The following is a 13,227-nucleotide window of genomic DNA, read 5'->3' as shown; positions in this document are numbered from 1 at the left end:
GATTTCGCTCAGCTGCTGCTGAATGGCGACGGCTTGCGGCGTATTCAGGGCCCTCTGCGTCTCCGCTGGCCACAACAGCGCTGGTGAATGTTCATTGTTGGGACGACTCACTCGGGTGGCAGGTGGTGGCCCTGGTCAAGCTCATCCGGCGAAGGGCGGATCTGCTGTTGGCTGGCAGCCAAGACTGGGGGCGGCGGCCCGAACTCCGGCGTCCCAGAGCTTGCGAAAGCCTCCGACACGCTTCTGTTGAGGTCATCCCGTCCAGCGGGCATCCCTGGGTTGCTGAAAAAAGACGAGGCGGCTTGATGATCCTGCCCTCGCTGAAGCACCTCGCGAAACCCCCTGTTCCAGTCGCAGAAGCTCCTCTGGATCGGTTGGCGGCTCGTCAGCTCGACCATCGAACAGCGGCCGGAGCGCCTCGGACACGTGCTGCTCAAAGCCCACTCGCCGGGCCTGGACCGCTTGCCCGTCTTCCAAGCCGGCGTCCTGCACCTGCGACAAACCTGTTACACGGGATGGATTACTATTTCGCGGGTCCATACTAGCCTCACATCAAACTGTATCGTCAAAGTCCTGCGCCAATTCACACAGCGGGTCATCGAGTTGAGATTCTGCGGAGAGCGCCTCCTCTGCTCCCATCAAGGGCGCCGGCTCCGGGAGGGCGCCTGTCTGGCTTTCAAAGATGCGTTTCAGAATGCGATCCGAGAAATAACGCACCTTCCTCAATTTTAATGGTGGCAGACCTTTGATGAGAACAATCTCGTAGTCGTCATCGAGCAGCCGAACCTGTTCGGGACGCAATAGCGGTGCACCTTGATGTGAATTCTGAATGTTCCAGTCGAACGTTCGCGCCTGGCTGTGGGAAATCGATTTGGCTTCAAACGTGTATTCACCGATGGCCTTGGAAATGTAGTTCGGAGTCTCGTCATCAGCCGTGGCCATGAACACTTGCAGTCCGGTATTGCTGAGAAAATTCTGCTTGCCAGCCTCTCCATAAGCCCCCGTCAGTGCCGAAAGGCTTTGGATGATGAGCATGAAACGCCCCTTGTAGCCCGCGATAGTCGTGATTGCGGTCTCGATCGCCTCCAGCTTACCCAAGTGCTTGAACTCATCGAGCAGGAAGAGAACCTCGTGCTTTTCATCCCGGCGGGCCAGCGACCGCTGCAGAATTGAAACGATTTGCTGAAAAAACAAGCGTATCAAAGGCGCGATCACCTCAAGGTCGTTCGGACCAACGCAAAGATAGATGCACGTTCTGCGACGGCGAAGATCATAGACCGAAAAGTCCGAGCGACTTGTAGCCGCCTTTACAGCGGGATCCGCCCACAGGTTGAGCCCGCCATCGCCGAGCACGGAAGTGTAGGAGGTTAGGATTTTCGTATCGTTCCCCGCCATGTCGTCGAAGATGCGTTGTGCCTCTTTGTTCTGGGTCTCCATGGCGAGTCGCGCGAAGAGCTTAAACTTCTCCCCCGGCTGGGCGAAGAGGTCATAGACGGCGCCGATTGTTGGCGTGCCCCGCTCGATGCAGGCAAGGATTCCCGCGACAAAGATATCTCGCGCGCCGCTGACGAAACCTTCCGCGCCCTCCCCCTTGGCCGTAATCAGGTTTGCGGCCAAGCGGCGGGCTTCGGTGAATTGCTGCTGTGGAGGCAGCGCTATAAGATCCAACAGCGGATTGTAGCAGTTTGTGCGCCGCTCCGAATCCAGCGGCGCGAATTTAAACACGTCGTCACCTGCGGCTTTGCGCGCCCTCGAGGTGAGCTCAAAGAGCTCCCCCTTGACGTCCAGAGCTATCACCGAGCCTTTGAATGTCAGTAGCGTTGGAATGACTATGCCGACGCCCTTGCCAGCGCGGGTCGGTGCAACGATGAGGCTGTGAGGCTGCTCGCCATTGGTCAGGTAGTAGCCAGGCCAGAAAGGGCCACTTGTCTTCCCAAACACCGGCCCTGTCACGCCACGGTATCGTCGCAGATATCCCGTGCGTCGCATTTCATCCACTCGAGCCCAACGAGCCGTCCCGTGGTGTTCGAGCTTGCGGCGCAATACGATCTGCTGAATCAGCAAGACGACCGTGGACGTCGAGAGCACGATAGCCGCGCCCCGATAGAAAACGGGGGTTGCGAAACCCAAATAGAAGGGCGTCTCAAACCAAAAGGCACGGACATCAAACGCCATCAGAGCCTCGCCGCTGCCGCCGTGGCGGAAGGTTGCGTAAAGACTTGCCGCACAGAAGCCCACGGCGAGTGAGCACGCGATGCTAATGGCTATGTTGGGGGGCGTCGTTTTTGTTGAAAGCATTGTTCCATTGCCGGATTAGCCGTAGCTAATGCTGCGCGTGCTTCAGAGACCGAACCGGCGTCGCGCGATGTCGCCGCTCGACAGATCGATGCCGCAGCGGGTGGTGCGATGCTTGCAGCGCATCACCCGGCAGACGTGGTTTTTGAAAGTTACACTAAGCAGGTACGTCAACGGCCAGCGAATTGGAAACGGCAAGGCCGTAAACGGATTCGGGAGAGAAAGCGTCACTGTACCATGGCCGAGACCTCAACGGCCGGAGCGATCTCTGCTTCTGGTGGCCTCCATTAGGTCCTCTCGGGCGTGATTGAAGGTGTGGCTTATGGACTGCCCGACTTGAGCGCCCCGCTGCAGCTGTTCATAGGAGGTTTGCGGGCCTACTGTATCACGGACTGCAGCCTCAATACCTGCTATGTGGCCGTCCAGATTCGCACTCCGTTCCTCTGCTGCATGCTGCGGCGGCGGCATGTGCGGCAAGATGTTTTGCATGCCGGGAACTGAGTGAGCTTGGGCCTGTTGATTTGCGTCGAGCTGGTGATACGCGGTGAAAATAGCATTGAATGCTATCTCTCTGACGTGGCCATCCGGATCAGAAGCCAATCCAATGGCCTGATCAAGAATGCGAGATTTATTTTCGTCATTAAACTTACTGAAGTTTGGCGCAACGTAAAAAGCTCCGAGAGCTTGCGACGACGGCTCCATGTTGCCAATGCGATTAACAATAGCATCTTGCATCCCTGGCGTTAGGTAATGGCATACAGTACTGACCGCTCTGACTTGCTGCAATGCTACGTCATCCGGGCTGTACCCCAATCCGGCTGTTAATTTCTCGGCCAGATCCATGGCTGATCGTCCAAGCTGATTGGTCCGCCTTTCAAATCTCGCGAGGTCAGTTTCTGGCCCGGGTTGAGTGCCCCGAACGGCTGTTCGCTCGTGCGTCCCGAGGTCTTTAAAGCCCCCAAGATTTCGCGCTGTATCGCGCGGGTTAGCGGTTACCAGCCGTTCTGCAACATCGCTCAATGGCCCCTCTGGAACATCACGGAGGCTACTGCTCCCCACGCCTTGAGATGATCTTGCAGCTGCACGTGCCCGTTTGTTATCGCGATCCATTGCTCGCCTCCAAAGTAGTTATTCTACCCAATGAGGTTACCACCGAAGCTTGACCTGCTAAACCGATATGATGTTACAGTTGTAGTATGGCAAAGGGTTCCCAGCTCTGTGGGTCTGCCAAGTGCCCGTCCAAGCCGAAGAAAATACGATGAAGCTGGCATCAAATGCGATGTGAACTGCCCCGGGCATTCCGGAGGCCGTTTCGTTTGAGTCACGCGGCTATGGCTGGTTCATCCAACATGGCGTAGTAGCGTTCCTCGGCTTCGGCCGGCGGGATGTTGCCGATGGGCTCCACCAGCCAGCGATTGTTGAAGCAGTCGACCCATTCGAGCGTGGCGAACTCGACGGCCTCGAATGAGCGCCAGGGTCCGCGTCGATGGATCACCTCGGCCTTGTAAAGACCGTTGATCGTTTCCGCGAGAGCATTATCGAAAGAGTCGCCGACACTGCCCACTGCGGGTTCGACGCCGGCCTCCGCCAAGCGCTCGGTGTATGAATGCTGACGTGTTGGGCGGATTCAACCGGTCGTCGCAACACCAAGGGATTGGAGGTTGCAATGACGGTTCACCAACGCGCTTCAGATCGGTGCACTCGAAAGAAGCTAGATTCGCCCGGGCGTCCGCCTGCCTGGCAGCGTGAGAATCGCTTCCGGTTCTGGCAAGCTATTGCCTTGGGACATTCGAGCGAGGAGGCCGCACTGGATGCCGGTACATCAACGCCTCTTGGTCCGCGCTGGTTTCGGAGTGCAGGAGGGATGCCGCCAACGCATTTGGCGCCGTGGGCGAAGCCGCCTTCGGGGCGATATCTTTCTTTCGGGAGCGCGAGGATATTGCGCTTGAGCTTGCCAAGGGAATCGGCATCCGGGCCATTGCTCGTAAGCTAGGTCGGCCGCCGAGCACAATCTCGCGGGAGGTCAGGCGCAATGCCGCGACGCGCAGCGGCAATCTGGATTACCGGCCAGTGCCGCCCAATGGCACGCCGATCGTGAGTCCCGGCGGCCTCCTGGCAAGCTGGCGGTCAATCCGGCTCTGCGTGAATATGTTGAGGAGCGCTTGGCCGGCAAAGTCACCAACCCCAATGGCGCCTCATTCGAGGGCCCCAAGGTGGGTATGGAAAAAACGACAGAGCCGGAGGTGGTCGGCAGCCTGGAGCCCCGAGCAGATCGCTAAATCGGCTTCAGATCGATTACCCAGAGGATCAAACCATGCGGATCAGCCACGAGACGATCTATCAGTCCTTGTACATTCAAGGACGCGGAGCATTGCGCCGAGGACTGACCGCATGTCTGCGTTCAGGCCGAGCGTTGCGCGTACCGCGCGAACGGGCCCGAGTTCGCAACAAGTCCTTCATTGGAGACGCCCTTATAATAAGCGACCGTCCGGCCGAAATTGCCGATCGGGCTGTCCCCGGACATTGGGAAGGCGACCTCGTCCTTGGCCTCGGAAGCTAGGCGATCGGTACGCTCGTGGAACGAAGTTCACGCTTCACAATGCGTGCTTCACCTGCCGCGCATGCATGGCTATCAGCAGAGCCTGCGCATCAAGAACGGTCCACCACTTGCCGGCCACGGCGCTGAAGCAGTCCGCAGAGCATAGCCCGATCCATGGGCAAACTTCCCGAGCAGCTGCGTCAGTCGCTGACTTGGGACCATGGAGCGGAAATGGCGCAGCAGCCGACCTGCGCATCGACACCGGGCTCGAGATTTACTTCTGCGATCCCCAAGCCCGTGGCAGCGAGACTCCAACGAAAACACCAATGGCTTGCTGAGACAGTACTTTCCAAAGGGCACGGATCTCAGTCGGCACACAGCCCGGGAACTGGACGCAGTTGCCCATGCTATCAACACAAGACCGCGCAAAACGCTCGGCTGGAAAACACCTGCCGAACTCCTCGACCAGCTCCTTGGGGGACAGTATGATGCCGGTGTTGCGACGATCCGGTTGAATCCGCCTTGGCTGCCTCTATCGCTGTGATGGATGAGCCCGCCTCCCCGCGCGGGCCGCCGATCATGGAGAGCCTGTTCCAGGGCATCGAGAACGAAGGCTGCATGCGCCGTCCGGCTCACCCGCCAGCCGACGATCCGACGGGCATAGGTGTCGATGACAAAGGCGACATAGACGAAGCCCGTCCAGGTCGCGACGCAGGTGAAGTCGGAGACCCGCAGCATGTTCGGCGCCGGAGCATGGAACTGGCGGTTGACGTGGTCGAGAGGGCAAGGTGCGGCCTTGTCGCTCACCGTAGTGCGCATCGGCTTGCCGCGGACGATGCCTTCGAGGCCCATGGCCTTCATCAAGCGGGCAACCGTGCAGCGGGCGACCTCGAAGCCCTCGCGACGCAACCGCCGCCAGACCTTGCGAATGCCGTAGACGCGGAAGTTCGCCTCAAACCCGTCGGACCTCATCCTTCGAGGCTGTATCCCATCTTGCCCGAGCCGACAGCCGGCAGGGGTCGACGCGCTTGGCGACATGGTCGTGGTAGGTCGACGGGGCGATCGGCAGCACCTTGCAGATCGGCTCAACCCCATGCGCCTTGCGGTGATCGTCGATGAACGCGATCGTGGCCTGAACCGGCGGTCGAGCTTCGCCTGGGCAAAATACGCGGAAGCCTTGCTCTCGTTGGCCTGCGAAGCTCGCGGCTCTCGCGTTCCAGAGCCTTCAGTTTCGTCGCAGCATCCGTGGGAACTCCGGCGCGCACGCCGCCGTCACGCTCGGCTTTCTTGCAGCCGATCTTGGCGGCGATCGATGAAACCGCCGCCCACCGCGACGTATGCTCGCGTTCGTGATCCAGAACCAGCCGCACCGCGGGGGGTCCGGACCTCGGGAGAGAACTTGTTGGTCGCCTTGCTTGTCATGGTTCCACCTTCTCAGGAGTTGGAGCCTCCGATCAACCCGGGGCGGCACACAACAAGGGTCACGGATCAATCTGGGCGGGAACCCTAGAGAATCAGCCCTCAGAGCCTTTGGTAATAGACCGACCCCTCGCACCTGTTTGGGCTGGGTGTACAAGTCAGGTTTTCATCAGGTTGGACGAGTATGTCTGGCAGCCAGAGCGCGACCACTTCCGTGCCCGCCCGCTCGTCTGGCAGACACACAAAGGAGAAAGATATGCCGTCAGCTACAAGCAGCGCCATCGTTTCCTGCCGCAGATCATCGCCCATCCGGTCTGGCCCTCCTTCAGGTCCCCTTTAGCCTGTGTCTCGTCGAGGAAATGGCCCGGGAGCGGGATCGTGGTTTCGTATGAGACAATCCGCCGGTGCGGCAACAAATGCGGTCCGCATACGGAGCCATTACCTCGCGGCACTTGATATTGCAGTGCAGCAAAGGTAGAGGGCCGCCCCTTATCGGAGTGTCGTCCATGGTCCTTACCAATACTGGTAGCGAGGCAGAACCCGTCGAACAGTCGAGCCATCCGGCAATCGAACAGCAAAGCCCCAAGGTGCTGATGCTGGGCGCGCTCGGCGTTGTCTATGGCGATATTGGCACCAGCCCGATCTACGCGTTCCGTGAGGCGCTGGTGGCGTCGTCGGGCGGCAATGTCGCCGAGCGCGGCGATATCCTCGGCGTGCTGTCGCTGATCATCTGGTCGCTGACGATCATCGTCACCATCAAGTACATCATGTTCGTGCTGCGCGCCGATAACGGCGGCGAGGGCGGCGTGCTGTCGCTGATGGCGCTGGCGCGCGGCAGTTTCCCCAAGCGCTCGGCGCTGATGCTCGGCATCGGCANGGCGTGCTGTCGCTGATGGCGCTGGCGCGCGGCAGTTTCCCCAAGCGCTCGGCGCTGATGCTCGGCATCGGCATCGTCGGGGCATCGCTTTTCTTCGGTGATGCCGTCATCACACCGGCGATATCGGTGCTGTCGGCGGTTGAGGGCATGAATGTCGTCACGCCGACCTTCCAGCCCTATGTCGTGCCGCTGACACTGGTCATTCTTGCCATGGTGTTTGCGGTGCAGCGCTTCGGCACAAGCGGGGTAGGATTGGTGTTCGGCCCGGTGACGGCGGTGTGGTTCCTGGCAATTGGCCTTTCCGGGCTCAACCACATCATCGCCGATCCGGAAATCCTGTGGGCGATCAGCCCGCACTACATCGTCGCGTTTCTGATCAATTCGCCCGACGTCGCTTTCGTGACCATCGGCGCCATCTTCCTCGCCGTCACCGGCGCCGAAGCACTCTATGCCGATCTCGGCCATTTCGGCCGAAAGCCGATCGTGCTGGCCTGGCTGGCGATCGTGTTTCCCTGCCTGCTGCTCAATTATGCCGGGCAAGGCGCCTTCGTGCTGGCCAAGAACGGCGTCGTCGGCCATCCATTCTTCGAGATGAACGAAGGCTGGACGCTGATCCCGATGGTCGTGCTGGCGACGGCCGCGACTGTCATCGCCAGCCAGGCGGTCATCTCCGGCGCCTTCTCGCTGACCCGGCAGGCGGTGCAGCTCAATATGCTGCCGCGCCTCGAAATCCTGCACACCTCGGAACGGCAGTCGGGCCAGATCTACATGCCGCGCGTCAATCTGTTGCTGGCGCTGGCGGTGATGCTGCTGGTGGTGGGCTTCGGTGAGTCCAGCAGGCTGGCATCGGCCTACGGCATCTCGGTGACCGGCAACATGCTGGTGACGACGGTGCTGCTGTTCGTCGTCATGACCCGGATCTGGAAATGGCGGCTGTGGGTGGCGGTCGCCATGACGGCGCTGTTCGGCTTCATCGATGTCGGCTTTTTTGCCTCCAACATCGTCAAGGTGTTCGAGGGTGGCTGGGCTTCGCTGGCGGTGGCCTTCACCATTGTGCTGGCCATGTGGACCTGGGTGCGCGGCAGCCGCTATCTGTTCGACAAGACCCGCCGCAACGAAATCCCGCTCGATTTCCTCGCCGGCAATCTCCTGAAGAAAAAGCCGCAGCTGGTGTCCGGCACCGCCGTGTTCCTGACGAGCGATCCACTCAGCGCGCCAACCGCGCTGATGCACAGCCTGAAGCACTACAAGGTGCTGCACGAGCAGAACGTCATCCTTTCGGTGGTGACCGCGCCGCAACCGGTGGTGCCCGACAGCGACCGGGTCAAGATGGAGACGGTCAACGAGCTGTTCATGCGGGTGACGCTGACCTTCGGCTACATGGAGCAGCCGAACATCCCGCGCGCGCTGGCGATCTGCCGCAAGCAGGGCTGGAAGTTCGACATCATGACGACCTCGTTCTTCCTGTCACGGCGTTCGCTCAAGGCCTCGCCCAATTCCGGCATGCCGGTGTGGCAGGACCGGTTGTTCATCGGCCTGGCGCGTACGGCGGCCGACGCGACGGAGTACTTCCAGATCCCGACCGGACGCGTCGTCGAGATCGGAACGCAAGTGACGATTTAGGGCATGCCGCGGTTGAGAAGAATCGGTGCTGTCACATTGATTGAGCGGTAAGGAAATTCAGGTAGCAGCGCGCCCGGCACTGTAAGTTTCAGCGGCTTGATGCAGCGATAGCTGGCCGGGACGGCTGTCACGCTGTCGCGACACACGCGATTTTGTTCCAGATTTGCATGGGGGCGTTACGCAGGTCTCGATGTTGAGCCGATGACAGCGCATTGCAGGGAAAGTGAGCAGGTCGGCAATCGGATCATGGATGGAAACGAACCGCTGAAGCTGGCGTGCCGACTTGAAGCGTTTCATGATCCTTTCGCGTCGTCGGGTCGGCTGGTGCGAATTTTCCGCTCGATTATTCAGGCCTGTGTGCGACCGGTGTTCGACGCCGGGCATGAGGTCGCGCATGGCGGCATCATAGGATCGGAGCTTGTCGGTGATCATGATCCGTGGTGTCCGCCCTTGAGCTTTCAGCAACTTGCGCATCAGACGCTTTGCCGCCTTGGCATTTCGGCGGCTTTGTACCAGCACTTCGAGGACGAAGCCGTCCTGATCGACGGCACGCCAGAGCCACTGCTTCTTGCCACTGATAGCCACGACACATTCGTCGAGATGCTATTTGTCACCCAGGCAGCCGGCTGATATTGATCTCCTGGGCGAAATGCCGTCCGAATTTCTCCGCGCAGCTTCGAACGGTCTGATGCGTGACGATGATGCCGCGGGCCGCCAGCATGTCCTCAACCATGCGCAGGCTGAGCGGAAAGCGAAAGTAGAGCCATACCGCGTGCGCAATGATCTCGGCGGGAAAGCGGTGGCGACCATAGAGCGGATCACCAGCAACTTCTGACATGGCCCAATGTACGCACATCTTCATAAGCTGTCGGTTGACTTTACGATGCCGCGCCAAGCGAGCAGCATCCGGCCGGCGGGGCCGACCCCGTCTCCCGGCCCTGAGCAGAACGGCATCGCGCAGGTGCCGCTTCATCCTCGACGCGGCCAGCCTGCTTTGCCGTTACCTCCGCCGCCGAAAGCGCCAGGCGTTGCCGCCAGGCGCCGGTCCGCCGGCAGCGGTTCGTTTCCACCGAGATCCGATTGCCAACCAGTTCCACTTTCCCCCAATACCTGCGTAACGCCGCCATGCAAATCTGGAACAAAATCGCGTATGTCGCCGCAGCATGACAGCCGTCCCGACCAGCTATCGCTGCATCAAGACGCTGATATCTTTACAGTGCCCGCACGCCTCTCGCGCGCCAACGGCCAGTCGGGTGTCGCGAATGAGGCGCGCTGAAGCCATCCGGCTCAGCCGATCATGGCGCTTCGGTTGCCGGGTTCGAGGTCGTGGCCTCTGCCGCTGCGCGATTCTAGCATTTGCGCCTTGGAGAGCTCTGCTTCAGCCTCGGCGAGGCATGGCTCGGCTGCGGTTCTCTGCCGCAGAAGGTCCGATTGCGAATTCTTGACGTTGTCACGACGTAGGCGAGCGGCCTTGGCGAACGTCGGATAAGCGAAATGATTGACATCGGAGATGCCGGCCTTCGTTTCCTCGGCGTTTAACTGGAAGTCCAGTTCTCGCGCCATGCGTTCGAAATCGGCAATCATGATGTCTAGCTGGTGCAACTGTCGCCGCTTCTCATTCACCTGAAATTGCTTCAGTCGGACCAGATTACCTCGTGGCTTCATGACTCGGTACTCCGGTACCCATTTCGTCCAATCAAACCGCTCTCTCCCCTTAACGTTAGGCCTACAGCGACTCTCACGTTTTCTGCTGCGAGCGGAAACATATTTTCCAAAATCCTTGGCCGATGGCTATGAGTTCAATGGCATCGACAAGCATGCGAGCGGGGGACTTAAGGGGCGGTAAAAAAAGGCGGAATAGGGCGATTTTCACAATGTCTGCATATGAACGCGTTGAGACTGCGGCGGGCTTGACACACAAAGCAATCGTCAAGATTTGCGACATGGACGCCGGGGGGCATGAATACGCCCGCCGTCAGCTACACGCCCCCCGATTTCCGCCGCCTATTATCGCCCACGCGGTCTGGCTTTATTTCCGGTTTCCGCTGAGCCTGCGCCTGGTTGAGGAAATGCTGCTGGAACGCGGCATCGTGGTTTCGTATGAGACAAGTCGCCGGTGGGGCATCAAGTTCGGGCTGGACTGCGCTCGCTGCTTGCGCCGCAAGCCGCCGTGCCGGAATGATGTCTGGTACCTGAACGAAGTGGTCGTCACCATCGCCCGGCAAAAAGCTTTGGTTGTGGCGCGCCGTCGACCAGGATGGATATGTGCTGGACGAAATCGTGCAAAACCGCCGCAACACCAAGGCCGCCAAGCGCTTGCTGACGCGGCTGTTGAAGAAGCAGGGGCTCGCGCCGAAGCGCATGATCACCGACTAGCTGCGCTCGTATGGAGCGGCAAAGCGACAGATGATGCCGGACGTCGAGCACCGGTCGCACAAGGGGTTGAACAACAGAGCGGAGAATTCCCATGTGCCGCCGCGAAAACGGGAGCGGATGATGCAGGGGTCCGATCGCCGGGAGGCCTGCAACGCTTCGTCTCGACCTTGTCAGCCCTCCGCAACCTCTTCGTCCCNGGGTCCGATCGCCGGGAGGCCTGCAACGCTTCGTCTCGACCTTGTCAGCCCTCCGCAACCTCTTCGTCCCGCCCCGCCCCAAACGTTCTGCTCTCGCCATACATGTTCATCGCCTCAGCGCGATGGCGCTGGTGATATCACGACGCGTTTGTACCGCTCGACCTACGCCACAGGTGCCGACGCTGTGACGAGCTTCGTCGGTCGCGTGTCGAGTGACGGCACCGGGGACAATTATCGTCGACCGCAGTCCATTGCCCAGACCAAGGCGCTTCTCGGCGTCGGCACGATGGCAAATCGCAGCGTCACGATCTCGGCCGCTGCCCCTTCTGGCGGCGTGGACGGTGATTTCTGGGTGCAGCCGTAATGGCCCTTTACGTCAAAGCCTCCGGGGTCTGGGGGGCGGCCAGCGCCGTATGGGTGAAAATCTCAAGCCTCTGGACCAAGGCTCGACAGGTCTATGTGCGCAGCTCGGGCGTCTGGGAGAAAATGTTCCCGATAGATCTGGTCTTCAATGGCACTCACGAAGACTCGACTGCCACGACCGTTTACACCCACACCAGCATTCCGCTTCTTGTCGCGCCACACGCTAATCGTCGTGTCATCGTGACAACTGAGACCACTGACACCGAAAGTGCAGTGACCGTCAACAGTATGACGATTGGGGGTGTGGCTGCCACCCTTCTCGCTCAGGTGGAAAGCATCTTCAATTCTGGTGTGGTCTATCTGTCAGTGTGGTCAGCCCTCGTGCCAACCGGTACGACGGCAACGATCGTGACCACGTATAGTGAGAGCGTGTTCCGTGACTACATGTCGGTCTATACGACCACCAATTGGGATGGTGTGGTGGGCACTGTTGCCTCTGACAACAATTCAACGGGTGGCCTGACAACGACCGTCAGCATTGGTGCCCTGGGCGCAGCGATCGCAATTGCGGGCAACGCCACCAAGGGGGCATCGGCACTGCGACATGGACCGGGCTGACCCAACAGTTCTCAAACACACCAGTCACGAATAGAAACCACAGCGGAGCAATGGCAATAGCTACCGCCGCCCAAGCTGCCCTCACCGTAACCTGTGCCTACAGCACTACTCCAGCACTTGCCGCACTGCTGGTGGTTCCGCGGTGCGCAACTCCTGACTGGCGACGGCGTCGGCGACATGCCTTACGGACTCGTATTGCCAGAGCTTGTAATCGTCGACAAACCAGCCAAGTCGGCTCTCGATCGCCGTAGCAAGCTCGTTATAGTCGAGGCTGTCGAGGCCGAGATCCCGCATTCTGGTTGTCATCGACACCTCTACTTTTTCGGCAACTAGAGCGTTGAGGGTTTTGAGAACCAGTTGTTCAATTTCAAGTAATGTCATCACTAATACATGCCTTTTGCTTGCAGATTCAGGTAATGCAACCCTGATCGGGGCGCAACCCCCAAAACGAGGTGTGCCGTTGAAACATGTTCTTGTCATTGACGATGATGCCGCAATGCGGCGCCTCATCGCCGATGCATGCCCTGAAGGTAACCGCAGTCCACGATAGCAAGCAGTTTGACTATGTTCTTTCACGTGAGCCAGTCGATCTCGTGGTTGTTGACCTTAACCTAGGCCGGGAGGATGGACTTGCGATCGTCCGCAATCTGGCGACAAAATCGGATGTTCCTATCATAGTGATCAGCGGCGACCGGCTTGATGAGGCGGAAAAAGTGGTTGCACTGGAGCTCGGCGCAACCGATTTCATTCCCAAGCCTTTCGGGATGCGCGAATTCTTGGCCCGCATTCGAGTAGCGCTACGCCAGCGCATTTCTAGTCCGCGAACCAGAGAGCAGCGCTCATTTCGCTTTGGGGCCTGGAAGCTCAGCGTGAAGCAGCGGCGACTGATCTGTGCGGAGCGTGGCGAGGTCAAGCTTACC

Annotated in this window: 6 protein-coding genes, 8 pseudogenes and 1 other annotated feature; of the genes and pseudogenes, 6 read left to right on the top strand and 8 right to left on the bottom strand. The window is 59.7% G+C overall.

Annotated elements, in window-relative coordinates; all coding sequences use genetic code 11:
- Positions 1 to 552: 552 nt before the first annotated feature.
- The 3 genes and pseudogenes from virD4 to X773_RS67760 all read right to left on the bottom strand — a co-directional run.
- Positions 553 to 2,298 carry a type IV secretion system ATPase VirD4 gene (gene virD4 / locus X773_RS67770; RefSeq protein ID WP_023679579.1) on the bottom strand — a complete coding sequence of 582 codons (1,746 nt, stop codon included), beginning with the start codon at positions 2,296 to 2,298 and terminating at the stop codon, positions 553 to 555.
- Positions 2,299 to 2,544: 246 nt separating this feature from the next.
- A complete protein-coding gene (locus X773_RS67765) occupies positions 2,545 to 3,138 on the bottom strand; it encodes a hypothetical protein (RefSeq protein ID WP_023803973.1) in 594 nt (197 codons plus the stop codon).
- 478 nt (positions 3,139 to 3,616) lie between these two features.
- Positions 3,617 to 3,898: pseudogene (locus tag X773_RS67760) on the bottom strand (integrase core domain-containing protein); the annotation flags it as partial.
- Positions 3,899 to 3,961: 63 nt separating this feature from the next.
- On the opposite strand from X773_RS67760, the pseudogene X773_RS75240 reads away from it, so the two are divergent.
- Positions 3,962 to 5,378, top strand: a pseudogene (locus X773_RS75240) (IS30 family transposase).
- Here the strand turns inward: X773_RS75240 and X773_RS75235 are convergent.
- A pseudogene (locus tag X773_RS75235) lies at positions 5,357 to 6,256 on the bottom strand (IS3 family transposase); the annotation flags it as partial. The pseudogenes X773_RS75240 and X773_RS75235 overlap by 22 nt on opposite strands.
- Positions 5,889 to 6,005: a sequence feature (AL1L pseudoknot), on the bottom strand. It overlaps the preceding pseudogene by 117 nt.
- Positions 6,257 to 6,759: 503 nt before the next feature.
- Between X773_RS75235 and X773_RS67755 the strand changes: the two are divergent.
- Positions 6,760 to 8,753 (top strand): annotated as a pseudogene (locus X773_RS67755) (potassium transporter Kup).
- A gap of 228 nt (positions 8,754 to 8,981) precedes the next feature.
- On the opposite strand, the pseudogene X773_RS67750 reads toward X773_RS67755, so the two are convergent.
- The 3 genes and pseudogenes from X773_RS67750 to X773_RS67745 form a co-directional block, all read right to left on the bottom strand.
- A pseudogene (locus X773_RS67750) lies at positions 8,982 to 9,591 on the bottom strand (IS6 family transposase); the annotation flags it as partial.
- A gap of 44 nt (positions 9,592 to 9,635) precedes the next feature.
- A pseudogene (locus X773_RS0139250) lies at positions 9,636 to 9,796 on the bottom strand (DUF1403 family protein); the annotation flags it as partial.
- A gap of 244 nt (positions 9,797 to 10,040) precedes the next feature.
- Complete coding sequence (locus tag X773_RS67745) at positions 10,041 to 10,418, bottom strand: hypothetical protein (RefSeq protein WP_023679574.1); 378 nt, start codon at positions 10,416 to 10,418, stop codon at positions 10,041 to 10,043.
- Positions 10,419 to 10,696: 278 nt separating this feature from the next.
- Here X773_RS67745 and X773_RS67740 point away from each other — a divergent pair.
- From X773_RS67740 to X773_RS67730, 3 genes and pseudogenes are all read left to right on the top strand, one after another.
- Positions 10,697 to 11,514, top strand: a pseudogene (locus tag X773_RS67740) (IS6 family transposase).
- Complete coding sequence (locus tag X773_RS67735; RefSeq protein ID WP_031194388.1) at positions 11,511 to 11,690, top strand: hypothetical protein; 180 nt, start codon at positions 11,511 to 11,513, stop codon at positions 11,688 to 11,690. The pseudogene X773_RS67740 and the gene X773_RS67735 overlap by 4 nt, the downstream one beginning before the upstream one ends.
- Positions 11,690 to 12,307, top strand: a complete 618-nt coding sequence (locus X773_RS67730; protein WP_023679572.1) for a hypothetical protein — start codon at positions 11,690 to 11,692, stop codon at positions 12,305 to 12,307. Before X773_RS67735 ends, X773_RS67730 begins: the two co-directional genes overlap by 1 nt.
- Before the next feature lie 105 nt (positions 12,308 to 12,412).
- On the opposite strand, the gene X773_RS77605 is transcribed toward X773_RS67730, so the two are convergent.
- Positions 12,413 to 12,688 carry an acyl carrier protein gene (locus tag X773_RS77605; RefSeq protein WP_023679571.1) on the bottom strand — a complete coding sequence of 92 codons (276 nt, stop codon included), beginning with the start codon at positions 12,686 to 12,688 and terminating at the stop codon, positions 12,413 to 12,415.
- A 79-nt stretch (positions 12,689 to 12,767) separates the two neighbouring features.
- Between X773_RS77605 and X773_RS67720 the strand changes: the two are divergent.
- Positions 12,768 to 13,227, top strand: a pseudogene (locus X773_RS67720) (response regulator); the annotation flags it as partial.

Source organism: Mesorhizobium sp. LSJC280B00 (assembly GCF_000502835.1).
Taxonomy (GTDB): domain Bacteria; phylum Pseudomonadota; class Alphaproteobacteria; order Rhizobiales; family Rhizobiaceae; genus Mesorhizobium.
This window is presented reverse-complemented; position numbering and strand designations above follow the sequence as displayed.

Bases quoted from the DNA above. Each gene is read 5' to 3' on its own strand.
- X773_RS77605 (WP_023679571.1), bottom strand. From the start codon at position 12,688: ATGACATTACTTGAAATTGAACAACTGGTTCTCAAAACCCTCAACGCT.
- X773_RS67765 (WP_023803973.1), bottom strand. From the start codon at position 3,138: ATGGATCTGGCCGAGAAATTAACAGCCGGATTGGGGTACAGCCCGGAT.
- virD4 (WP_023679579.1), bottom strand. From the start codon at position 2,298: ATGCTTTCAACAAAAACGACGCCCCCCAACATAGCCATTAGCATCGCG.
- X773_RS67730 (WP_023679572.1), top strand. From the start codon at position 11,690: ATGGCCCTTTACGTCAAAGCCTCCGGGGTCTGGGGGGCGGCCAGCGCC.
- X773_RS67745 (WP_023679574.1), bottom strand. From the start codon at position 10,418: ATGAAGCCACGAGGTAATCTGGTCCGACTGAAGCAATTTCAGGTGAAT.